This window comes from Algoriphagus sediminis (genome assembly GCF_030403435.1).
Classification (GTDB): Bacteria; Bacteroidota; Bacteroidia; order Cytophagales; family Cyclobacteriaceae; genus Algoriphagus; species Algoriphagus sediminis.
Genome location: NZ_JAUEPH010000008.1, coordinates 66,606 through 89,253, shown reverse-complemented (window position 1 = coordinate 89,253; position 22,648 = coordinate 66,606). Strand labels below are relative to the sequence as shown.

Annotated in this window: 19 protein-coding genes and 1 riboswitch; of the genes, 7 read left to right on the top strand and 12 right to left on the bottom strand. The window is 40.1% G+C overall.

What is annotated here, in order from left to right; genetic code table 11:
- Window positions 1–4: 4 nt before the first annotated feature.
- The 4 genes from QVH07_RS16385 (at window position 5) to QVH07_RS16370 (ending at window position 3,617) form a co-directional block, all read left to right on the top strand.
- Entirely contained in the window at window positions 5–931 is a 927-nt protein-coding gene (locus QVH07_RS16385) for a ribose-phosphate pyrophosphokinase (RefSeq protein ID WP_290002569.1), read from the top strand.
- A 25-nt stretch (window positions 932–956) separates the two neighbouring features.
- The gene (locus QVH07_RS16380; RefSeq protein ID WP_290002567.1) at window positions 957–1,571 is read left to right on the top strand and encodes a 50S ribosomal protein L25/general stress protein Ctc; all 615 of its coding nucleotides are present in this window, start codon (window positions 957–959) and stop codon (window positions 1,569–1,571) included.
- 76 nt (window positions 1,572–1,647) lie between these two features.
- Window positions 1,648–2,208 carry an aminoacyl-tRNA hydrolase gene (pth, locus tag QVH07_RS16375; RefSeq protein ID WP_290002565.1) on the top strand — a complete coding sequence of 187 codons (561 nt, stop codon included), beginning with the start codon at window positions 1,648–1,650 and terminating at the stop codon, window positions 2,206–2,208.
- 56 nt (window positions 2,209–2,264) lie between these two features.
- A riboswitch (SAM riboswitch) is annotated at window positions 2,265–2,367 on the top strand.
- Between the two features lie 77 nt (window positions 2,368–2,444).
- Entirely contained in the window at window positions 2,445–3,617 is a 1,173-nt protein-coding gene (locus tag QVH07_RS16370; RefSeq protein WP_290002564.1) for a trans-sulfuration enzyme family protein, read from the top strand.
- Here the strand turns inward: QVH07_RS16370 and QVH07_RS16365 are convergent, their stop codons facing one another.
- The 5 genes from QVH07_RS16365 to QVH07_RS16345 all read right to left on the bottom strand — a co-directional run bounded on the left by QVH07_RS16365 (window position 3,618) and on the right by QVH07_RS16345 (window position 7,434).
- A complete protein-coding gene (locus QVH07_RS16365; protein ID WP_290002562.1) occupies window positions 3,618–4,079 on the bottom strand; it encodes a CBS domain-containing protein in 462 nt (153 codons plus the stop codon).
- Between the two features lie 86 nt (window positions 4,080–4,165).
- Window positions 4,166–4,768, bottom strand: a complete 603-nt coding sequence (locus QVH07_RS16360; RefSeq protein WP_290002558.1) for an FG-GAP repeat domain-containing protein — start codon at window positions 4,766–4,768, stop codon at window positions 4,166–4,168.
- Between the two features lie 14 nt (window positions 4,769–4,782).
- The gene (locus QVH07_RS16355; RefSeq protein ID WP_290002555.1) at window positions 4,783–5,550 is read right to left on the bottom strand and encodes a hypothetical protein; all 768 of its coding nucleotides are present in this window, start codon (window positions 5,548–5,550) and stop codon (window positions 4,783–4,785) included.
- Window positions 5,551–5,711: 161 nt separating this feature from the next.
- Window positions 5,712–6,452: a copper homeostasis protein CutC gene (locus QVH07_RS16350; RefSeq protein ID WP_290002553.1), complete on the bottom strand. Its 741-nt coding sequence runs from the start codon at window positions 6,450–6,452 to the stop codon at window positions 5,712–5,714.
- Window position 6,453: 1 nt separating this feature from the next.
- Entirely contained in the window at window positions 6,454–7,434 is a 981-nt protein-coding gene (locus tag QVH07_RS16345) for a glycosylasparaginase (RefSeq protein WP_290002551.1), read from the bottom strand.
- 68 nt (window positions 7,435–7,502) lie between these two features.
- Between QVH07_RS16345 and QVH07_RS16340 the strand changes: the two genes are divergently transcribed.
- Window positions 7,503–8,264, top strand: a complete 762-nt coding sequence (locus QVH07_RS16340; RefSeq protein ID WP_290002550.1) for a creatininase family protein — start codon at window positions 7,503–7,505, stop codon at window positions 8,262–8,264.
- A 10-nt stretch (window positions 8,265–8,274) separates the two neighbouring features.
- Here QVH07_RS16340 and QVH07_RS16335 read toward each other — a convergent pair whose 3' ends face one another.
- The 4 genes from QVH07_RS16335 to QVH07_RS16320 form a co-directional block, all read right to left on the bottom strand.
- Window positions 8,275–11,760, bottom strand: coding sequence for a VCBS repeat-containing protein (locus QVH07_RS16335; RefSeq protein ID WP_290002549.1), 3,486 nt, complete (start codon window positions 11,758–11,760; stop codon window positions 8,275–8,277).
- Between the two features lie 120 nt (window positions 11,761–11,880).
- Complete coding sequence (locus tag QVH07_RS16330; RefSeq protein WP_290002546.1) at window positions 11,881–13,614, bottom strand: RagB/SusD family nutrient uptake outer membrane protein; 1,734 nt, start codon at window positions 13,612–13,614, stop codon at window positions 11,881–11,883.
- Between the two features lie 53 nt (window positions 13,615–13,667).
- Complete coding sequence (locus QVH07_RS16325) at window positions 13,668–16,916, bottom strand: SusC/RagA family TonB-linked outer membrane protein (RefSeq protein WP_290002544.1); 3,249 nt, start codon at window positions 16,914–16,916, stop codon at window positions 13,668–13,670.
- A 462-nt stretch (window positions 16,917–17,378) separates the two neighbouring features.
- Complete coding sequence (locus QVH07_RS16320; RefSeq protein WP_290002541.1) at window positions 17,379–19,094, bottom strand: TPR end-of-group domain-containing protein; 1,716 nt, start codon at window positions 19,092–19,094, stop codon at window positions 17,379–17,381.
- A 130-nt stretch (window positions 19,095–19,224) separates the two neighbouring features.
- Between QVH07_RS16320 and QVH07_RS16315 the strand changes: the two genes are divergently transcribed.
- The gene (locus QVH07_RS16315; protein WP_290002538.1) at window positions 19,225–19,443 is read left to right on the top strand and encodes a PspC domain-containing protein; all 219 of its coding nucleotides are present in this window, start codon (window positions 19,225–19,227) and stop codon (window positions 19,441–19,443) included.
- Here the strand turns inward: QVH07_RS16315 and QVH07_RS16310 are convergent.
- Together QVH07_RS16310 and QVH07_RS16305 are read right to left on the bottom strand one after the other, a co-directional pair.
- Window positions 19,440–20,435 carry a glycosyltransferase family 2 protein gene (locus QVH07_RS16310; RefSeq protein ID WP_290002536.1) on the bottom strand — a complete coding sequence of 332 codons (996 nt, stop codon included), beginning with the start codon at window positions 20,433–20,435 and terminating at the stop codon, window positions 19,440–19,442. The genes QVH07_RS16315 and QVH07_RS16310 overlap by 4 nt on opposite strands.
- Window positions 20,432–20,767: a YbaB/EbfC family nucleoid-associated protein gene (locus QVH07_RS16305; protein WP_290002534.1), complete on the bottom strand. Its 336-nt coding sequence runs from the start codon at window positions 20,765–20,767 to the stop codon at window positions 20,432–20,434. Before QVH07_RS16305 ends, QVH07_RS16310 begins: the two co-directional genes overlap by 4 nt.
- Before the next feature lie 197 nt (window positions 20,768–20,964).
- Between QVH07_RS16305 and QVH07_RS16300 the strand changes: the two genes are divergently transcribed.
- Entirely contained in the window at window positions 20,965–21,246 is a 282-nt protein-coding gene (locus QVH07_RS16300) for a hypothetical protein (protein WP_290002531.1), read from the top strand.
- Here the strand turns inward: QVH07_RS16300 and hisS are convergent.
- A complete protein-coding gene (gene hisS, locus QVH07_RS16295) occupies window positions 21,243–22,604 on the bottom strand; it encodes a histidine--tRNA ligase (RefSeq protein ID WP_290002528.1) in 1,362 nt (453 codons plus the stop codon). The genes QVH07_RS16300 and hisS overlap by 4 nt on opposite strands.
- Window positions 22,605–22,648 lie beyond the last annotated feature (44 nt).

The window sequence follows — 22,648 nt, the reverse complement described above, 5'->3', positions numbered from 1 at the left end:
CAATATGTCAGAAGTAAAAATATTTTCAGGGAACAATAGTGATTACCTTGCAGAGAAAATTGCTAAACAATACGGCAAAAAACTCGGTGACTTAACCCTGTCTAAGTTTAGCGATGGTGAAATGTCTCCAAGCTTCAATGAGTCAATCCGAGGTAGTACTGTCTTCCTTATTCAGAGTACGAATCCACCTTCTGACAACATATTAGAGCTTTGCTTAATGATTGACGCAGCCAAGCGAGCCAGTGCTTATAAGGTTTGTGCTGTTATCCCCTATTTTGGGTATGCGCGTCAAGACAGAAAAGATAGACCCAGAGTTTCTATTGCAGCAAAGCTAATCGCAAATATGTTGACCTCTGCGGGAGCAGATAGAATTATGACCTGTGATCTTCATGCAGGACAAATTCAGGGTTTCTTTGATATTCCATTGGATCATTTAAATGGATCCGCTATCTTTGTGCCCTATTTAGAAAGGCTGAACCTAAAAAACCTGATTTTTGCCTCCCCCGATGTAGGAGGAGTAGCAAGAGCAAGGGCCTATGCAAAGCGTTTCGAAGTAGAGATGGTCGTCTGTGATAAGCACAGAAAAAGGGCTAATGAAATAGCCTCAATGCAAGTTATTGGTGATGTAGAAGGAAAGGACGTTGTTCTTGTTGATGATTTGGTTGATACGGCGGGCACGTTGTGTAAAGCTGCCGAGCTTCTAAAAGAAAAAGGAGCAACATCTGTCAGAGCAATTACTACTCATGGTGTTCTTTCCGGAAAAGCTTACGAAAACATAGAGAACTCAATGTTGGAGGAACTAGTCATCACTGATACCATTCCATTGAAAAGACCTTCAGAAAAAATTAAGGTGCTCTCGGTGGCTGAATTATTTGCCAAAGCAATACATGCTGTAACAGGTAATACTTCCATCAGTTCCTTATTCATTTAAGAACCAATTATAAATTCAAATACTTATGAAAACACTTGAGATTATAGGGTTTAAAAGAGCAAATCTCGACAGTGCATCACTTTCTGAAATCAGAGATAGTGGCAATGTTCCCTGCGTAGTTTATGGTCCTGGGATCAAAGAGCAAATTCATTTCTATGCTCCTGCCATCCTTTTTAAGCCATTAATTTACACTCCAGACGTTCACCTTGTTAAGTTGAACATTGAAGGAGAAGAAATTAAGGCGGTACTTAAGGATACTCAGTTTCATCCAGTGAGCGAAGTTCTACTTCATGCAGACTTCCTGGCTTATACTAATGACAAGCCGATCAAATTTGATATTCCTATCAGAGTGGAAGGTCGTTCTCCAGGTATTGCCAAAGGTGGTAAGCTTGAAATGAAGAATAGAACTATCCAGGTAAAAGGATTGGCAGAGAATCTTCCTGATTTTATTACCATCGACATTTCTAAACTTGATCTGGGTAAATCCTTCAAGGTAGGAAGTGTTCAGCCTGAAGGTTTTGAAATCCTTACCAGCCCACGTGTTTCTCTAGTTACTGTGGCTATTCCAAGAGCTCTTAGAGGAAAAGGCGCTGAAGATGATGAGGAGGAAGAAGCAGAAGCAGAAGCTTCTGAAGAATAAGAATTATTTACTATTCAAAAATCCTGTCAAATCCTGGCAGGATTTTTTTTTACCTTATTCTCTCAAGGACTAGAATATGAAATATCTAATTGTTGGACTGGGCAACATCGGTCCAGAATACGAACTTACCAGACATAATATCGGATTCCTCACATTAGACAGATTAGCCGATGCCCAAAACTGTCAATGGAGCAGCGAAAGGCTTGCTTTCAAAACTGAGTTTAAGTTTCGTGGTAGACAGATTCATCTCATCAAACCCACCACTTACATGAATCTAAGTGGTAAAGCAATGAACTACTGGATGAAAGAGCTCAAAATTCCTAAAGAAAACACCCTAGTGGTAGTGGATGAAGTAGCTCTTCCGTTTGAGTCTTTAAGAATGAGAGCCAAAGGAAGTGCTGCTGGCCATAATGGCTTAAAAAATATTGAATTACTTACTGGTGGTAGTAACTATCCCAGATTGCGAATGGGAATAGGAAATGACTTTCCAAAAGGAAGACAAGTAGATTTCGTTCTTGGAAAATTTACTGAAGATGAATTTGCCGTACTCCCCACCATGATGGACCGTGCGATCGAAATGATTTATTCATTTTGCACAATAGGAATTCAGGACACCATGAGCAAGTACAATAATTAGGAGATTCTTGTTGGATTTATAAAGCTTTAAACATTTCTTTACGTCTATAAGACATTGATTTATAAAGAAGAGGTGAGAGAATAGGCTCTTTGACCCTCTGGCAACCATCCTTATCCTCTGGAAAGGTGCCAAATCCTACCCAAACGGGAGCTATAAACAGTCAGCAAGTAAGCGGATTCTTATATTCTCGAAACGGTCAGGTTCTTTTGAATCATGTCGAAAAGTAAATCGACATTATGAGCAAGAACTTTGAAACCAGCGCCATTCGCATCAACCATTCACAGTCTAATCAGAAGGAGCATTCCTCTGCATTATACCTGACCTCAAGTTTCACCTTTGACAGCGCTGAGGATGCAAGAGCCACCTTTGCGGATGAGATGGAGGGAAACATATATTCCAGATATGCCAATCCAAATTCAACAGATTTAATTCAGAAGCTTTGCGAAGCAGAAGGAACCGAAGACGGGATTGCAACTGCCTCCGGTATGGCTGCTATGTTTGGCTCCATAGCCGCATTACTTGAAAGTGGAGATCATATCATCGCTTCGAGATCACTATTCGGGTCTACTCATCAACTTTTGACCAGAGTATTTCCGAAATGGGGAATTACATCGACTTACGGGGATATCTCAGACTTTGAGAACTGGGGAAAATTGGTTCAGAAAAACACCAAAATGCTCTTTATCGAGACCCCTTCCAATCCTGGACTAGAAATCATAGATTTAGAGAAAGCAGGTCAGTTTGCCAAAGAACACAATCTAATTTTTGTAGTCGATAACTGTTTCGCCACTCCCTATCTACAGCAGCCTGCCAAATGGGGTGCAGATATCGTCACTCACAGTGCCACAAAATATATTGACGGACAGGGGAGAGTTCTCGGAGGTCTCATCCTAGGCAAAAAAGAGTTTATCAAAGATGTACAGTTTTTTGCACGGCATACAGGTCCTGCAATTTCCCCATTCAATGCATGGATCCTATCAAAAAGTATGGAGACACTTGCAATCAGAATGGATAGACACTGTGATACTGCATTGAAAGTAGCTAAGTATTTTGAAAATAATTCCTCAGTAGGAAGAGTCAAATATCCCTTTCTCCCTTCCCATCCTAGCTATAACATAGCCATCAAACAAATGAAATTAGGTGGTGGCATTCTCACCCTGACCCTTGATGGAGGCTTGGAGAGAGCCAAAAAATTTCTAGATCATTTAAATATGATATCTCTAACCGCCAACTTGGGTGATAGCCGAAGTATAATTACTCATCCTGCAAGTACAACACATAGCAAGCTTTCTGAAGAAGAAAGGGAAAAAGTCGGAATAGTAGATGGATTAGTACGTGTCTCGGTTGGACTTGAACATCCGGACGATATCATCTCTGATATCAGTCAAGCTTTAGAAAAATCAAAATGATTACCAGGTCGTCTGCTTTAATTTTGGAAATGCCCTGATCAAATCACTCAAACTAATCTGACCTAGTAGTTGACCATTTTGCACCACTGGAAATCTCCTAATCTTTAGCTCTAAAAACTTACCAGCAGCATCAAAAAGAGATAGCTCTGGTGGTAGAGTAATGACATTTTTGGTCATATGGTCCGCTACCTTGGAAGGAAACTTTGGAGTATTGGTGTATTTCCCCTTAATGATTTCTTTGAGGCAGTCGACTTCAGAAATAATCCCAACTAATGCCCCGGACTCATCGAGTACGGGTGCTCCTGAAATTTTCTTTTTCGCCAAAACCTCGAGAACCTGATCCAAAGTATCATCTGGTTTGAATGTGGTTAATCTTGTGCTCATGTGATCAGCTACAGTCAAATGCTTAACTGGCTGTTTTTTGGGTTCAGCTACTCTTACTCCTTGAAAACTCTTTACCATGTTTGGGTTTTATTAAATGGATTAGAATCTACTGAAAAAAACCAGAATTCCAATCAATTATTCAAAAAATATAGATTTTTAATTCTTTATTCTACTTTTAGTCGATTTGATAGAATTTTATTCTGTAACACTACGAGAGAAAGCCAGTTTTCAGAAGGACCTCGGTATAAATCCCCGAAATCAAAAGTACCTATCAGGATATCTTGATCCCCATCTGCATCAACATCACCTTTTGACAGGATTAAAAAATTTGCATTAACCTTAAAATCCTGGACATAGGGCCTAAAACTTTCATCTCCTTCATTTTCAAAGAAAATTAAATCTTCTCGGGGCTTTTGAGTTTTATCCGGAAAAAATGAAATAGCCACAATATCCAAATCACCATCTAAATCGAAGTCTTCAACCTGTACCCCACTTGCTCCGTGCATGGGATAAAACCAGCTTTCTTTAAAGCTGTTGTCACCCTGATTTTTAAAAATTCTGACTCCGTGGAAATTTTTCAAAATCTGAGATTTATTGGTATTGTCACCGTTAACCAAGATAATATCCAGTTTCCCATCCTTATCCATATCCACCAATTGAAAATCACTTGATCCAAATGCAGGTTGAAATCTAAGAAAGGCCTTTTCTTCAAATTCGCCCTCTCCTTGATTTTCCCATAGAAAAACTCCTTCAAATGCCTGAGTCATCAAACCTATAATGTCTAAATCTCCATCAATATCAAAAGTTCCGTCTTTCGCGATCCGGGCAGTGGTTTTAGGAGAACTTCCGACATCCCTTCCTCTGAGGAGAGATAGTCACTGAGTTTGCCAACATGATTCCCAAATTGGGAGATGACATAATCATCAACACCGTCTCCATTTAAATCACCTTTCGAAAAATAAGTTGGCCTCATGAGACTGTCTGCAACCATAATCGTTTCCCATTGACCGTTTGAACAGCGATACTGCACCAAACTACCTAAAGAATCATTGGACGGATCCATTAGACCCATGGTCAAAAGTTCGAAATCATCGCTATCTAAGTTTATGGAAACGGGGGCAACCGAAGTTGTAACCGAATCAATAAGTATTTCTCTCTTTCCTAAATCCAATCGAAATAACTTCCTAAACCGGTGTCCCAACCAAACTTGAGAAGCTTTATCCACATGAATCATAGTGGTCAAATCAGGAAGAATAAAATCAAACTTCGGGATTGCCACTTCGAATCCGGGAATTCCCATCGAAGGCATAAACTTTTCTTTTTGTGGCAAAGGACTATTTGGAGCATTTTCCAGAAAATAATCTTTTAACTTTTGCCAATCATCTCTCTGGATAAGAGGGATTTCAGAGTAAATTCCGAGTGGGATGTCTTGATCTTTTGGTAGGGTAACCCCAAAATCCTCGGGTAAATATAAACCCATACGCATCCTCATGTCAGGCAGCACATTGTACTCCCATGTTTTTTTATCCAAAATGGAAGGGTCAGGCATTAAATGGCAACTCGCACAATAAAGGTTTGCCAACTTTTCTCCATCTAAATTCAGTTCCTCTTGGGACAGTTCAAGAAGACTTTTTGATTCTAGCTCTCGGTTTGTCGAGGTACCACATCCAAAATGGAATAAGAAAACTATCCCCGCTAACCAACTTCTTTTTATTCTCCCTCCTCCAAAAATTCATTTACCAAACTCATATCAATTGCAAGTCTGTTTTTAAAGTCTTGCTCATCACTTGAGAATCTAACTTCAGGATTAAAAAAATGATTATCTGACTTGACCTTAATTTTACATGAAGCATGGATTTCTTGAAAATTCGAAAAGCTCCTAAGGCGTTTTACATGTTCAGGCCTGGAGCCTCCCCCAGGCATTATTATGATTCTATCATTCCCTAGCTCCAAAAGTCGCTCTATATTTTCAATTCCTTCTGAAACGGTATTTTTTTGACCAGAAGTGAGAATTCGTTGAAAGCCCAAATTGATAATCCTTGTCAGTGACTCCTCAAATTCAGATGAAGCATCAAAGGCTCTATGGAAAGTGCAGGGTAACCCTCCAGCAGATCGAATAAGTACCTCACAACCATTGGAGTTCACTTTGCCTTCCTTGTCCAAAATTCCGAATACGAATCCATCAGCACCATGATCCTTCATAATCTTAATATCCTCACGCATTACCGAAATCTCTTTTTCAGAATAACAAAAATCCCCTCCTCTAGGTCGAATCATCACAAAAACAGGTATATCTATCTCCTTTTTCAAAAAACTAAGCATACCAGGGCTCGGAGTTTCTCCTCCCTCAGGGAAATTAGCGCACAATTCAATTCGGTCCACTCCAAATCTGGCCGCTTCAATAGCCGCAGCTAAATTGAAAACAGGAGCTTCAAGTAAAATCCTTCCCATTTCAATTAAAATAGCTTTTCGAATCAATTAACTCGTTGCTGGACATATCGCCTTGAGCATAATTGAACCCTGGCTGAACTGCAAATGCTCCCATTTCACCATCTTTATTAATTGCCAAAAATCCGGCTTGAATTTCTTTCGAATTTGAACTCTTGGCTACCAGTCTCCTGACAGCCTCCTCGCAAGCCTCCTGTGGGCTCCTTCCTTGTCTCATCAATTCTACGATCAGAAAGCTGCCACAAATCCGAATGATGGTCTCACCCAAGCCTGTTGCAGTTGCCGCTCCCACTTCATCGTCTACGTATAGTCCTGCACCTATAATAGGGCTGTCTCCTACTCTTCCATGCATTTTATAAGCTAGCCCACTTGTAGTACAGCTTCCAGCCATTTTTCCATCCTCACCGATTCCTATCATACCAATTGTATCGTGATTTTCTATGTTTATTATGGGTTTGTACTGGCTGGTCTTCTTCCATTCCTCATAGGCTCTTTTAGCTCCTGGGGAAAGCTCTTCCTTTTCTAAGGGAAAACCTTGTGCAATAGCAAATTGTCTTGCTCCCTCTCCTGCAAGCATAACATGTGGTGTATCTTCCATGACTTTTCTCGCGACAGAAATGGGATGCCTGACTTGCCTCAAAAAGGCTACCGAACCACATTCTCCATTACCTTTCATAATGGACGCATCCAGCGTAACTATTCCCTCACGATCTGGTAATCCTTGTAATCCGACAGAAAGGTTTTCCAGGTCCAATTCTGTAGTCATCACCCCTTTCTCCACGGCATCAAGAATAGACCCTCCGGATTTAAGGGTTTCTAATGCTGTAGCATTGGCCGGTACACCATGATTCCAAGTGCTAAGGATTAGCGGGGCTTTCCTTTGGGTATCTTTCCTGCCAATTAAGGGACTAGAATGTATCACACCAGGAAAAAAAGCGGCACTGCTGAGAAGAGACTGTTTCAGGAATTTTCTTCTATCACTCATTTGGGTTATTTTGAAGATTAGTGGTTTAAATTATCACTAAAATAGCCTTATCATCTAAATTAATTTCTATGCGCCCTTATTTACTGAAAGAATCTAACTGGAAAACTCTAAAAAGTCATCGATTTGAATTAGCCGTTTTGCCTTGGGGCGCTACCGAAGCACATAATTATCATCTTCCCTATGGCACTGATGTCTATGAAGCCGATGAAATCGGGGCCGAATCTGGAAGAAAGGCATGGGAAAAGGGCGCTAATGTAACCATTCTCCCCACTGTTCCATTCGGCGTAAATACAGGACAGTCAGACATTTATCTGGATATCAATATGAATCCAAGTACTCAATTCATGATTATCAAGGATATTTTGGGAGTTTTAAACAAACAGGGGGTTAAAAAATTTCTGATCCTAAACAGCCATGGAGGCAATGACTTTAAAACTGCGCTAAGGGAACTTGGTCTCGAGTTCCCCGAAATGGCCCTTTTTACCTGTAATTGGTTCCAAGCTCTGGATAAGTCGCTGTTTTTTGAAAAAGATGGTGATCATGCTGAAGAAATGGAGACATCCTTAATCCTACACCTTTTCCCCGACTTGGTCCTGCCACTTTCGGAAGCAGGGGATGGAGCGGAAAAAAAATCAAAAATTACAGGAGTTCGAGAAAAATGGGCTTGGGCTGAGCGAAAATGGTCACAAGTAACAGAAGACACAGGAATCGGTGACCCCAGCAAAGCTTCAGCGGTAAAGGGTGCCAAATACTTTGATGCGGTCACGGATAAGATATCAGATCTGATTTGTGAGATCTGTGAAGCAGATCCAAAAAATCTATACCGCTAGTCGGATTACTTTAAAGGTCTAATTCAACTTTCTCACCAGAGTACATGATTTGAGTCGCATTTCTTGCTCCTGTAGGCACCTTAATGCTTCGAGAACTTTGGGATAAAAAGCCTGATCCTAAAGTTGTTTCAACTCTTTTTTTAGCTCCATTTTCCAAAGAAAATTCAATCGCCATCACATCCTGATCAGGTCGAATGAAATTAGAAATATCACTTTCAGTAACATAAACTTTTAATTCCCCTCGGTTTTGGGAGGCTACAAAAAGGTTTGATTGACCAAATTGAAGTTTAACCAAAGCTTTGGCATCACCTGGAACGATAAAACCACTTTCTCTTGCTGAAACAGGCTCAAAATCCCCATTTCCATCTCCAAGTAAAACCCAACCAAGGGAAGCGTCCAATCGTCCAATGAAAATTTCGTTACCATAGTCATTCCCTACAGCAAGTATATCCTCAAAACCATCGCCATTTATATCTTCCAGTACAATCCCATTCATCGGGGCAATTTGAGCAATCTTCGGAAGGGAGTGAACTTCAAATTTTCCATTACCGAGATTCTCGACCCAAATCGACTGATCATAATTACCGGTTAAAACTAATGCGCCTTCTCTCTCCTCTGGGGTCAGAAGATCATTCTCAGAGCTTAAAGCGTAGGTTTTGTACCGTTCGAACTTCTTTCGGAAAAGAGTGCTCTGTCCATATAAATCATCCCAAAAATGACTTGGAAATGACTGGTACTCACCAGCTCTATCGATGTAATAAGCAAAGGTAATTGGGTCAATACTTCCATTTGCATCAAAGTCTTTCCCGTAAACCTTAACCGGACGATCCTGAGTGGGCCGGTGAGAATTATTCCTTCCTAAATTACCAATGACAAAGTCGGTGTCTCCATCTAAATCAATGTCTCCTAAAGCAATGGAATTCCACCATCCCAGGTGATTTTCAAGGCCTGTTTCTTTTAATTCAGTGAAGCGATCACCTCCATTTTGAAGAATGGTTATTTTCATTAATTCCCCTACCAAGATCAAATCTGCATCTCCATCTTGATCAAAGTCAGTCCAAGCTGCATCCACAATCATCCCCAATGAAGATAGGTCAGGAAAAACTTGATTGGTCACATCCTCAAATAATCCATTATTGTTTCTTAGAATAAAGCTTTTATCTGGAAATGGATATTGAGCTACTGGTGTCCTACCTCCTACAAACAAATCAATGAATCCATCTCCATCATAATCCGCTCCTCTGACCACACTTCCATTCGCTTTAACTTCAGGAAGTGATTCGCTTAGGGAGAAGTTACCCTTCCCGTCATTCAGGAAAAGTCTATCTGAATATTGAGCTGAGCCGGGGGCAAATTCATTACTCCCGCTGACTAAATAAATGTCATTATCACCATCATTTTCGACATCAAAAATGAGAATTCCCTGCTCTTCAAAAGCCGCCTGATCTTGGGTGAGAAGATTTTGTTCGGCAAAGCCTTCCTGACTTTGAAGGAATAATTTTGGCTGAAAGCCTGAAGAAGAACCTACGATCAAATCATCCAGATTATCTCCATTTAAATCCCCCGAGGCTAATGCTGGGCCATATTGGGATAACTTATGAGGTAGTGTTCTTTGAATATTGTAATCAATTTTATCCTGCTCCTCGTGCAAATAATTCAAAGAAAGGCTCTCTGCCATATCTTTGAAAATAGAGTTGGAATTTGGGTTTGTTTCGAAATTCCCGTTTTTAGCTTGCGAATAATTGATTTCTAGAACTTGATTTACTTCTACCTCCTTCAGCAACTGTCCCTTTCCGTCAGGCCAAATCACCTTGATTTCTTCGACCAAAACTGAATCTCCGAGACCGAAATGCATAATGTCTTCAATGGAAGACATGTAACCTCTTACCACTTGCTGTTCTTGATAAAGAGTTTCTCCCTTGCTTGTTTGGATCCAAATTTTAGTCCCCAAACCCTGTACGTTTTCTTTGGTCCCATTGAGCTTAATACGGAGGTAATTAGACGAAGGAGATTCGAGTCGATTTTCAAAAATAAAAGCCGGATCATTGATATTATTAACCACATAATCCAGATCCCCATCTAGATCAAGATCCACGGTTGCCGATCCATTAGAAAAGGAGGGTACATCCAGCCCCCATTCACGGCCCACATTATCAAAATTTAAATCTCCAGTATTTTGAAATGCGTAATTTGGGATTTTCACAATGGGTATGGAATCCAATAGTTGTCTTACCGTAGCAATATTACCTACATCGGCTCTGTAATTTGCAAAATCCTTATCTGTGATATCCCGCGGGAACCCATTGGTCACCAATAAATCACGTAACCCATCATGATCCACATCCGCAAAAAGGGGTGCCCAACTCCAATCAGTTTGGTAAATGTTTGCTAGCAAACCAACTTCACTAAAAGGCAAATCATCCCCATTATTCATATGAAGCATGTTTCGCACATACTGATACTCGTAATCAAACTGCTCGTTACTGATGTACGTTTGGTAACTATTCTTCCCTATGGTCGTTTTTTTACGATAATTTTCCTCTCCTAGCATATCAAGCGTTAGGATATCAGGCAAAGCATCATTGTTGAAGTCAGCAATATCAGAACCCATTGAAAATTGACTTTGGTGTCTCAGTCTTTCCTTGGTCTTATTTGAGAAAGTCCCATCCTGATTATTGATGTAAAGAATGTCATTAGTGACGTAATCATTGCTTACATGAATGTCCGGCCAGCCATCATTATTTAAATCCGCGATCAGTAGCCCAAGACCAAAACCTTCTATAGTTATACCTGCCTCAAGGGTTACATTGGTAAATGTTCCATCTCCATTGTTGCGATAAAAAGCATCATTATTGATAGCTGAACCATCTACGATTTTTTCCTTGTAATTACTTGGGATAATTGAGCTTTGCTCATTATTCAACACATAAAGATCTAAATCACCATCCAGATCATAATCCACAAAAGCTGCTCCCATTGCATTTCCAGGATCTGCTATACCATACGCCTCTGCCTCATCTTCAAAAACAGGAATACCATCTTCATTATTCCCGGTATTAATAAGCATGAGATTATTTCGCTCCCCCACGCCTTTTTTCATTGCAGAAGCAACATAGATATCCAAAAGCCCATCGCCGTTTATGTCTACCACAGCGGACCCAGTGTTCCATTTTTCTGGGAAGGAAACTCCAGAAACCTTAGAGACATCTACAAATTTCATTTTCCCCTTGTTCAAATACAGAGCATTTGGAACCTGGTTTCCTGTAAAAAATAAATCAGGTAATCCGTCCTGATTAAAATCACCCACAGAGACTCCACCACCATTGAAAATATATTCATCGGTGAGGATATTAAAAGAGTCTGTTTCGATAATTTCATTCGAGAATAAAACCCCCGTACTCTCTGGAGATTTTAACTCAAACAGAGTTTCATTCTTTTTACAAGAAAAAAGAATAAACGCTGCAAAGGCAATAAATAAGTTGTGATTTAGCTTCATTGGAGTGATTAATTTCTGGGTAGTTGAAATTAGTCAATTGAATAAAAGAGAAAAAATTTAAGTCTAATTAAACAAAAAAAAGAGGGCCTGAGGCCCTCTTTTCTACTAAGTGTTATTGAATTAGAATCCAGGATTCTGAATCAAAATATCTGAACCTACAAGGTCAATTTGGTCTTGTGGAATCGGAACTAGTTTGTATGGATCAGTAAAAGTTGCCCCACCTAATGCACCTGTCAAAATTGTACCATCAAGAGCAAAGTAGAAGTCTAACTCTTCCTTAACAGTATTCCATCTTACCAGATCATAGAATCTATGTCCTTCCATTCCGAGCTCTAACATTCTTTCCATACGAACAGCGGTCCTGGCGGTATTGGCATCAGTCCAAGGAGACTCATATAATCCGATCTGATAGTTCGCTGCCATAGTACCATCTTCTCTCATAAGCTTAGAGTTCATAGCTCTTTCACGAACCATATTGACATACTCACGAGCTTTTTCCAAAGTTCCAGATTCGATTTCCGCTTCAGCAGCCATCAATAGTACATCAGCAAAACGGATTATCATAAAGTTGATACCAGTATATCCTGGAGTCCAGGAAGAGTTATCCTGGAAAGAACCTTGTTCTGCTCTCTGATAAACATACTTCTTAGGAGAGTAAGGTCCACCATTAGGCTGATTTCTAATCCAGGCAGTGCCTGGGTGATCTTGCCAATCAAGGTAAGGAATTCCTCTTCTACCTACGGTGTGGTCAAGTCTAGGATCCAGTGGACCTGCATCAGGAGTAAATGGATCAGCAGATTGAAGTCCTTGATCGTTAGCTACTCTGTTTGCAGGATCATTGTAAGATTTGTCCAAAAGTGGTAAACCATTAGCATCTGTTCTAAAAGCATTCACAAAGGTAAAGGTGGGCTGGAAGAATCCACAACAGTTACCTGGGCCAGCTGGACCGGTGTTGTATGGGAAGTTCAAGTCAAACATTGGATTTGCATTTGCAATAGATCCAGTATTAGCAGCTGACTGATAGGCCCAAACGGATTCCTGATGGTTATCATTTGCTCCTCTGAACATATCATCATAGTAAGGAACAAGTCCATACTTCAAGCCATTACTCGTAACACCATTTGCAATCACATCATCAAACATTGCTTTAGCCTGACCAAATTTACCTTGATATAGATAAACTTTACCCATATAAGCCTTAGCAGCCCAGGAATTCACTCTACCCACTTGAGGCTGAGTTTCTGGCAAATTATCTATAGCATACTGAAAGTCAGCTTCGATAAATGGATACAAATCCTGATTATTTGAAATTTCCTCAAGGCCGCTACCATAGTCCACAGTTTCGTCTACATAAGGAGTATCGTTATAATCCTTTTTCAACTCGAAGTAGAAGTGTGCTCTTAAGAACCTCGCCTGAGCAGTTAATCTAACTAGGTCCGCTTCGGTCACATCTGGTCCTGGTTCTTGAAGTAGTCTCAAGACATTATTTGCTCTGGCAATACCTTCGTAACAAACATTCCACTTATCACCCACATTTCCTGACGCAGAATTAATTTCAAATCGCTGGATAGGGTTAATCGTTGCAAAATCTCCTGGGTCAGTTCCTTTATTGGCCTCTCCCCCTCTAATACTTCCCCATACCCAATTGGATGGAGATCCTAAGCGATTTGTTCTACCATTTACCTGCGAATAGGCCGCGATCAAAGAAGCATCAAGTCCTGCCAAAGAAGACAGCTGAGCTTCTGCAAGCAAACCTGTAGGCGGCACTTCAAGGAAGTCATCGCTACAACTCACTGCTACCATCATCATTGCTGATAGTGATAGGGCTCCGATTTTTAATTTTAATTTATTCATTTTGTTAATCTATTATAATTTCTATAACTCGATTCATAAAAGACTTGTTTGGTCTAGAAGCTGACATTTAAACCCATGGTATAACCTCTTGTAACTGGATAGTTACCGATATCAATACCGAAGTTAGTGTCAGCTGCACCACCTACCGCTGGATCAAGTCCCTCATATCCTGTGATGGTGAAAAGGTTGTTAGCAGCAACAAATACCCTAAATCTCTCAAGTCTCCATCTTTCCAAAAGATTTTGTGGAAGAGTGTATCCCAAAGTCAAGTTCTGAAGTCTCAAATAAGAACCATTCTCGACATAATAGGAGTTAGCCTGCTCAGAGGTAGAGAAGTTTGTAGTTCTTTCCACGATTGGAACAGTTCCTCCTGGATTTTCTGGAGACCAAGCATCGAAGAGCCTTTCAGAAATGGCTGCACCCTCAAACGTCTGGAAGAAATCAGTAAACCATCTCGATTGGTTCCAAACTTCGTTACCAATTGAAGTGTAGAAATATGCAGAAAGATCAAATCCAGCATATCCCACGGTGAAATTCAAACCACCTGTGAAATCAGGTACAGGAGAACCAAGGAAGGTACGGTCATCTGGATTTATCACACCATCACCGTTAATATCCCTAAACTTGAATCGTCCTGGAGCGGCTCCTACCTGATCAGCATGTGAGTTCACATCTTCCTGACTCTGGAATAAACCATCTTGTTGGTATCCAAAGAAAGCAGAAAGAGACTGACCCACTTGGTTTCGGATAGGCTGAATACCTCTAAAAGATGGATTAATATTCGTGATAAAATCCAAACCCGGAGCAAGAGAAACAATCTCATTCTTCAAAGTAGAAGCAGTAACCGTTAACTCATACGTAAATTCTGAAGAAAGATTACCTCTGGTAGTTACCAAAAGATCAAGTCCTCTATTCAGCATCTCTCCAATATTTACTGAAGGTGGAGCCGCGTTGCTACCAGCTGTCAAAGGAATTGGAACCTGAAACAGTAGATCCTCCGTATCTTTTCTCCACCAGTCAAAAATCACATCCAAACGGCCGTTAAAGAAGGTACCGTCAAAACCGACGTTTGTGGTCACGGCAGTTTCCCACTGTGCATTCGGGTTACCAATTCTTGTTCTTCTAAATCCGATCGTTGCAGAAGAGTTAGAACCAGTGATGTCATATGAAGATGCACCTACTGTACCCCCAAATAGAGAGAATTGGTTGTTAGGATCTACGTTATTGGAGTTACCCATTTGTCCCCAACCACCTCGGATTTTCAAATCGTCAATCCAGGTTGCACTAGATAGGAAATCTTCTGAAGAAATTCTCCAAGCAGCAGAGAATGCAGGGAAAGTACCATATCGCGCATTCTCACCAAATCTGGAAGATCCATCACGTCGTACTACCGCACTGAAAAGATACTTGTCATTGAAAGTATAATTCACACGACCGAAGTAAGAAAGGAAATTCACACCATTAAATAGGTTAGAATTAACTTGACGAGTTGAAACAGGCAGATTTGAAATATTAACAAAATCCGGATCAGTAGAGAAAGGATTCTGACCAGAAGCAGAAATATTTCTTCCAGCTCCGGTGTTCAATGCTTCTTGACCTAAAATCACATCAAATGCATGCTTGTCAAATGTACGCTTCCAGGATAAGGTATTTGTGAAGGTCCAACCAAAAACATAACCAGCACCTTCATTGTAACCAAATGCAGAGTTATTTTCAGAGTTCTCATACTGAAGTCTGGAATAACCATAGAAGTAATAGTTATCATATTGACCCCCGATTGAAGTTCTGAATGTCAGATCATCTAGGATGTCGTATTCTGCATATACATTACCAAAGATATTCGCATTAAAGTTTCTGTTATCCACCAAGCCATCACGATTAGCAACTGGATTCCTTGGATTGTTAAATCCTCTAGCGGCAGTACCTCCATATCCACCGAATTCATCATAAACTGGGATGATAGATGGCATTCTGAACGCTTGAAGAATATCGTTTTCGTCATCTGAACTACCTGCTCCACCTGCATCCCCAGTGATACCTAGGGCCCTTCTGTAAGTGGCCTGGAAGTTTTCACCGATTCTGAAACGCTTTGTCACGTCAAATTCAGAATTAGCTCTGAAAGAGATTCTTCGGAAATCGTTATTCAAAAGAATACCTGCCTGATCCTGATAACCAAGTCCAATAAAGAATCTACTGGTCTCAGAACCACCATTCAACCCAATTGAATGTCTGTTCAATGGAGCAGTTCTGGTAATAGCATCATACCAATCAGTTCCCTCTCCAGTGGCAGCTCTTACAAGCTGATGTACCGGACCTTTTGTTGGGTCGATATTATAAAGCGCTCTTTGCTCTTCGATTTGCTCGGGAGTAAATGGACCCGGAACACCTGCTTGACCTCCAACATTAATATAGTAGGGAAGTACAGGAGTAGTCCCAGTTCCAAACTGTGGATGCTCATAATTGGGAGCACGTCCATCCACTCTTGCCTGATTTGTCTCTGCAAGCCAAGTGGTATTAGCAAAATCCTGAGGATTCATCATCGCCAATCCAGTACCTGGATCAGTAAATCCAATCATACCATTATAATCAACTCTTAATTTTTGGTTACCTCTTCTACCACGCTTAGTAGTATAGATAATCACACCGTTAGCAGCTCTGGCACCATAAATTGATGCTGCAGCCGCGTCTTTCAATACGGTAGTTGATTCGATATCATCCGGATTAAGAAAATCAGTTGAGCCAACAGGAACACCATCCACGATATAAAGAGGATTGTTACCACCAAAAGCACCAAAACCTCTAACACGGATGATAGAAGTAGTACCTGGCTGACCATTGGTAATTACCGTAACACCAGAAACACGACCCTGAAGAGTCTGCTCTACGTTACCAGTTGGGATTACCGTCAAATCCTTCGGATCTACTGTGGCAATCGCTCCGGTAGCTTCTCTTCTGGAGTCAATAGTATAACCTGTAACGACAAGCTCAGTAAGAGTTTGCTCGTCAGGATTCAATTGAACATCGATTACACTTCGAGAACCGACTGTTTCTTCGATCGTCGTGTAACCAATAAATGAGAATACTAATACAGCATCATCATTTGGGACATTAAGCGAAAAGTTTCCGTCAATGTCAGTTGCGGTACCAGTAGTGGTTCCTTTCACCAGGATAGATACCCCGGGAAGCCCTACGTCGTACTCGTCAATTACTGTACCAGTGACTGTCCTTTGTGCAAAGGTAGCAGAACTGGTAAAGACCAGGAGCATGATACATGCACCTAGCAGTTTGTAAACGTTTTTCATAGAATAGATAGATTGAGTAACAAGTTAAATTTCAAATACTTGTTGTAATTAATTAATGCAATCGATTGCGATTGTTCTCAAAATAATTGCAATAGATGTGTGCCCTAAAATTAGGACTCTATTGCGCTTATGACCAGGTGAAGAATCACCAACATTCAGGGAAAACCCTTTTAGGTTTGAGGCATCCAATAGATGCTTTTGAGTATTAAAACAACTAAGGGGATTTGATCATAGGCTTGAATTTTGGGTTTTGTTAATGTTCTTAATCATCAATGTTAAATAATCTGAAACAAATATCAAATTCATAAAGCGAGAAAAAATGGATTTTTTTAAGATTAAAACTAGAATAACCTCCTGATAAAATTTAATCCTTCAATCAAATCTTCGGTAAAAAGGGATAAAGACTAATAATTCCATAATAAATGGCTTCCCTTTGTGTAGAAATTTATAAAATCAGCGCCATTACTGGGCAGACATCCTGAAAAGCTCAAAAAACTCAGGAGTGTCCCTAAGCTCCTCAAGAGTGGGGTCGATTAAGGCTTTTTGATAAATTACTTCGTTTGAGCTTATCGCTTTTCTAAGATTTAAAAGGGCGATATCATTTTGATTACTTGCGGCAGCAACCAGTGCCAATCCATAAAAACCATATCCATAATCACGACCTGCCAATACCGATTCCTCAAAAAACTCGGTTGCCTTTACATAATCTTTAGCCATGTAATAGGCTAAGCCTTTATTAAAAAAATCCTTCGGCTCGGAGTATTCATATTCAAATCGAAGCGTGGCAAGCTTATAGTCTCCCCTAATAATATCCAAGGCACCACGAAGACTTTCATTAATCTTTAAAAAATCGCTCCTCCTAGTCATCACAGAGGCATCAGACAGTTTCTTATAGGCTTCCCAGTTTTCTCCATTCAAAATCAATATCTGGCCAATATTATGAAGGATATAGGGACTGGATTCAATTCTTTCTGCCTGCCTAAGCAAAACCATGGCCTTGTGTAAAAGAGAATCTCTTAAACTTTGGTCTAGTGACCTTTGAGCTTCCCTCATCTTTACTACAGCCAGATTATTATATGGTAAGGCCGAGCGAAAAAGCTCCGTCATTTTAATGTAAATCTCTTCCTTATCTCTTAATCTGGGCGCAGTTTCTCCCGCCAAAGCCCAATCTGTGACGGTTAGTTCGGAATTATAGATTTCACCTGACAGGACTCTCTTCAAAATTTCAATTTGCTTTTGATTTAGTCCTTCTACGGGGCTTGCTTTCAATTCAACCTTGACAGCTCTTAGCCTTGGGTATAAATCCCTACTTACATTCCTAAATCCATTGAGTTCACTAAGCTTTTCCCTCTGCGTCTCATAGGGCTCTTCACTAGTAAGAATATCGTAATAGGCATCTCTCTGTCCAGAGGAGAATTTATCATAATCTCTCAGCAGTAGCCTGAAATCAAACCAGTCATTCCATCGACTTTTCAACTCCACTTTTGACGAGTCGAGTAGAAATCTATTAACTAGAAAAAAATCCTGAACAGTCTTGGCCCTTTCGAAGCCAAGCTTACTGTTTCTACCTTCGTCTTGCTCAGGTGATTGTAGTCCGGTGATTTGAAAGGATTCGATTGAGGGATTGGTAATTAAGAACTCCTGAAGTGCGGTGAGTTCTGTTTGATTTCCCTTGTAACCCGATTTAAACTCAGCCTCCCCTGCTTCAAAAAGAAACTCAAAAGTACTTGTGCTTGAATTATCTACATCCAAAAGTCCTGTAGGAATAAACAGACCCACATTTGGGATTGGCTCATTGGCTTGGACTTTACCTACTTTTGCCAGAAGTGGTGTGGTGACTACACCTTTGGCTATAATCTTGGTCTCATATGGTTCAGGACTTTCTTTCTTTCCTTGAAATAACAAGAGTTTTAAAAGTCCCTTTTCCATCCAGGGTTCGTAAGGAATTTCAAAGCTTTCCTTATAGGAGTAATCTGAAACTGTTTTTGTCAATGGGATTTCTCCAAAGTCCACCCTACTATCTCCATAACTGAATTCCAGCCTCAATTTTGGGTTTCTTGGCAAAAGAACTGAAATGATTGGAATCTTTCCAGAAACCTCAAACTTGACCGTATCCCTGTGATATTGTAATTTTGACGGAAGTAATTCGGTAGTTTCCAAATACTCGTATTCAGGCATTAAATTTGTATTTGCACTTAATGCCTGAGGAAAAAAAAGACTGATTAGAAAAAACAAAATCATCTTTTTCATAATTAATCTTTAGTATTATGCTTTAAATTTTTTATTGACAACCAATTATACTTTCAAAATGGAAAAACTTAAACTATTCTTTGAAGAACATGCTTTTGGAGTTTGCTCTCGCTTAGGAGAGAAGTTTAACTTTCCAATTGACAGCATTCGCCTATTTTTCATTTACGCATCTTTCATCACTTTCGGAAGCCCGGTAATCATGTACGTGAGCATGGCGATGATGATGAAGATTCGAAAGTATTTCAGAAAAATGAATAATCCTGTTCTTTTTGATTAAAGTTCCAGGAAGGTTTTTCTTCCTCTTATAAAATAATCCCAGAAAATAACTGTAGCTGGTCCGGTGGATTTTATCGGCGCATTTGTTTTTACGCTTTTAATATTCTTGTCTCGCATTTTAAAAAAATCTGAATACCCCTGCCTTATGGCCTTTGATGATTCTTTTTCCCCTTTAATCAAATAATTCAAGGCAGCTGAAAATTCCAGGGCAGCTTTTGGAAGGAAACGAAGCCAAAAATCACTTTTAAGATTTTTGTGAAGCATCAACAAACTGTTTCTAATGTTCAAATGAAGTTTGCTTGGACTACTTCGTGAAAGTGTGGCTCCTCCAAAATGGTAGACCACAGATCTACTGTGAAAACCGACTTTCCATCCTTCAGCACGTAGTCTCCAGCATAAATCAATCTCCTCCATGTGAGCAAAAAACTGTTCATCAAAGCCTCCTAAGTCATGGAATAGGTTAGCTCGAACGGCCATGCATGCCCCCGACGCCCAATCCACTTCTAAATCCTGATTATACTGACCTGTATCCTTTTCTATAGTTTCCCAAATTCTTCCTCGGCAATATGGATATCCCAAAAAGTCGAGAAATCCCCCAGCAGCACCAGCATAATCAAAAAACACTCTATTCTGAAAGGAAAGTATTTTAGGTTGAACACAGGCATAATTTGGTTGGGAATCCAACCAAGTCAAAAGAAGCTGATCCCATTCTGGAGTGACTTCCACATCTGAATTGAGTAAAATATAATACTCATATAGATCCTTGAGTTTACCTAGTCCCCGGTTGTATCCTCCAGCAAAACCAAGATTTTTTTCGAGTTTAATGAGCTGAATTTGTGGGTAATCAGATTCCAAAAATTCCAGTGAATTGTCTTCACTGGCGTTATCGATCACCCATATGTCATTCTGACTTTCCTTTACTACTGAAGACAAAAACTTTGGTAAAACCTCTGCTCCATTAAAATTCAGAATGACTATCGCACAAGATTTCATCCAAACATATTACCTAAATCCATCCCTGGAATATTTGGTAGCATTCCGTCTGTGGCAGACTTCATTTCTGCCTTGATTTTGACCTCGATGGCTTCCATTGCTTTGTTCGTTGCAGCCACGATCAGATCCCTCAGCATTTCCTTATCATCGGGGTTAATTAAAGAGTCATCCATTTCAATGGTAAGTACTTTCCTGTGACCATTTACCGTCACCTTCACCATTCCCGCCCCTGACTCACCTTCGGCAGTGACATGGACAAGATTAGCTTGTACTACCTTTATTTTCTCCTGGGCCTCTTTAACCTTGCCCATCATTCCCATTAGATCAAACATGAATTTTTTCTTTAAGCCTACGGCAAATATAAATTAATTGATTCAGCAGAAGGATGATGTTTAAAAAACTTTTATTTCTTTTTTTACCTTAAAATCAAATTATTATTCTGTAAAAATATTTTTTATAGGTTGTATATAAATATTTTAGTAACCCTGCGATCAATCATTCGGTTTAAATACTGATCAACCAAATACAAATGAAAACACTTGCCGTGATTGAAAAGGAGCATGTGACGAATCTTTCGTTCTGTAAGGAGGAAGTCCTGAAGACTAAAGAAGAAATCAAACTCCGCAGTGCTGACCTGCATAGGGCCCAAACTCTAGGGAACTTATTACAAACCAAAGTCAGAATTAATTTTGAAACCAGAGACGGCAAAATACATCAGGTCCACACCACCGTATGGGCAGTAGGAACTGAATTTATTTTGCTAAAGGGAAACAAAGCGATTCCCATCCACTGTATCCACTCAGTGGTTTAATTAAGTCTATCAATGGCCTCGGCCAAAGTCAAAGATGATTGCTCTCCGGAATCCAAATTCTTGAGAGCAATGGTCTTCGATACGATTTCGTTATCCCCACAGATTGCCACAAACGGGATCTGTTTTTTTGTGGCATAATCAAACTGCTTTTTGATCTTTACTGAATCTGGATAAATCTCAGCCCGAATGCCGTTTTCTCTGAATTTGGTGATAAGCCCTAGACCATATTCATAACCTTTTTTATCAAAGTGTACCAACAGAACTTTAGTACCTTCCAATGCAGCTTCAGGGAATAAATCTAACTCTTCTAATACATCATAGAGTCGATCCACACCAAAGCTAAAACCTACTCCTGGAATATCATCCATACCAAATACTCCGGTAAGATTATCATATCTCCCTCCCCCACTGACCGAGCCAATGGATACATTATTCACTTTTACTTCAAATATAGCTCCAGTGTAATAAGAAAGCCCTCTAGCCAAGACAACATCAAACTCTACAAAATCTAAATTCTCACCCATCTGTTTGAGTGTATCAATTACACCCTCAAGCTCATTTAATCCTTTTAAGCCAATCTCACTTTGCTTCAGAAATTCCTTCAGGAATTCTATCTTTTCCGGAATGTTACCCTTTAGGTCAATAATGGGTTGTAGCTTTTGGATACCTCCATCGTCGAAGCCTCTTTGAAGAAGCTCCTCCTGAACTTTAGACCAGCCAATTTTATCCAATTTATCAATAGCCACACAGAGTGGCCCCTCCATTCCTTCTGCCCCCATGACCTCCGCAATTCCAGTCAGGATTTTGCGGTTGTTTAGCTTTATGCTGTAATCCAGAAGCCCTAATCTTTTAAAGACTCTTCGAATCATCAGAATTATTTCTGCTTCACAGGAAAGGCTTTCTGTCCCCACCACATCGGCATCACACTGATAAAATTCTCGATATCTACCCTTTTGAGGTCGATCTGCTCTCCACACCGGCTGAATCTGATACCTTTTAAATGGAAATTGCAGGTCATTTCTATTCATCACCACAAATCTGGCAAAAGGAACCGTGAGATCGTACCGAAGTCCCTTTTCGGCAATTTTTGAAAGCATTGCTTTGGCCCCTGCTGCGAAATCATCCGCTGTAGTTTTCTTTAGAAAATCACCACTATTGAGGATTTTAAAGAGCAATTGATCTCCTTCTTCACCATATTTCCCTGTAAGGGTACTCAGGTTTTCCATAGAAGGAGTTTCTATCTGCTGATAGCCAAAGAGCTCAAAGGTCTCTTTGATGACACCAAAAATGTAATTCCGCCTGGCCATTTGAACAGGACTAAAATCTCTCGTGCCTTTTGGCAATGAAGGTTTTTGCATGAAAGGATGATTGATAAAAGCTCAAATTTATTGATTAATTGACA

What these genes read in the sequence shown, in the direction of transcription:
- hisS (WP_290002528.1), bottom strand. Translation starts at nt 22,604, where the DNA reads ATGCAAAAACCTTCATTGCCAAAAGGCACGAGAGATTTTAGTCCTGTT.
- QVH07_RS16370 (WP_290002564.1), top strand. Translation starts at nt 2,445, where the DNA reads ATGAGCAAGAACTTTGAAACCAGCGCCATTCGCATCAACCATTCACAG.
- QVH07_RS16335 (WP_290002549.1), bottom strand. Translation starts at nt 11,760, where the DNA reads ATGAAGCTAAATCACAACTTATTTATTGCCTTTGCAGCGTTTATTCTT.
- QVH07_RS16300 (WP_290002531.1), top strand. Translation starts at nt 20,965, where the DNA reads ATGAAAACACTTGCCGTGATTGAAAAGGAGCATGTGACGAATCTTTCG.
- QVH07_RS16305 (WP_290002534.1), bottom strand. Translation starts at nt 20,767, where the DNA reads ATGTTTGATCTAATGGGAATGATGGGCAAGGTTAAAGAGGCCCAGGAG.
- QVH07_RS16325 (WP_290002544.1), bottom strand. Translation starts at nt 16,916, where the DNA reads ATGAAAAACGTTTACAAACTGCTAGGTGCATGTATCATGCTCCTGGTC.
- QVH07_RS16315 (WP_290002538.1), top strand. Translation starts at nt 19,225, where the DNA reads ATGGAAAAACTTAAACTATTCTTTGAAGAACATGCTTTTGGAGTTTGC.
- QVH07_RS16380 (WP_290002567.1), top strand. Translation starts at nt 957, where the DNA reads ATGAAAACACTTGAGATTATAGGGTTTAAAAGAGCAAATCTCGACAGT.
- QVH07_RS16345 (WP_290002551.1), bottom strand. Translation starts at nt 7,434, where the DNA reads ATGAGTGATAGAAGAAAATTCCTGAAACAGTCTCTTCTCAGCAGTGCC.
- QVH07_RS16330 (WP_290002546.1), bottom strand. Translation starts at nt 13,614, where the DNA reads ATGAATAAATTAAAATTAAAAATCGGAGCCCTATCACTATCAGCAATG.
- QVH07_RS16360 (WP_290002558.1), bottom strand. Translation starts at nt 4,768, where the DNA reads ATGACTCAGGCATTTGAAGGAGTTTTTCTATGGGAAAATCAAGGAGAG.
- QVH07_RS16350 (WP_290002553.1), bottom strand. Translation starts at nt 6,452, where the DNA reads ATGGGAAGGATTTTACTTGAAGCTCCTGTTTTCAATTTAGCTGCGGCT.
- QVH07_RS16365 (WP_290002562.1), bottom strand. Translation starts at nt 4,079, where the DNA reads ATGGTAAAGAGTTTTCAAGGAGTAAGAGTAGCTGAACCCAAAAAACAG.
- QVH07_RS16320 (WP_290002541.1), bottom strand. Translation starts at nt 19,094, where the DNA reads ATGCCTGAATACGAGTATTTGGAAACTACCGAATTACTTCCGTCAAAA.
- QVH07_RS16385 (WP_290002569.1), top strand. Translation starts at nt 5, where the DNA reads ATGTCAGAAGTAAAAATATTTTCAGGGAACAATAGTGATTACCTTGCA.
- pth (WP_290002565.1), top strand. Translation starts at nt 1,648, where the DNA reads ATGAAATATCTAATTGTTGGACTGGGCAACATCGGTCCAGAATACGAA.
- QVH07_RS16340 (WP_290002550.1), top strand. Translation starts at nt 7,503, where the DNA reads ATGCGCCCTTATTTACTGAAAGAATCTAACTGGAAAACTCTAAAAAGT.
- QVH07_RS16355 (WP_290002555.1), bottom strand. Translation starts at nt 5,550, where the DNA reads ATGCCTGACCCTTCCATTTTGGATAAAAAAACATGGGAGTACAATGTG.
- QVH07_RS16310 (WP_290002536.1), bottom strand. Translation starts at nt 20,435, where the DNA reads ATGAAATCTTGTGCGATAGTCATTCTGAATTTTAATGGAGCAGAGGTT.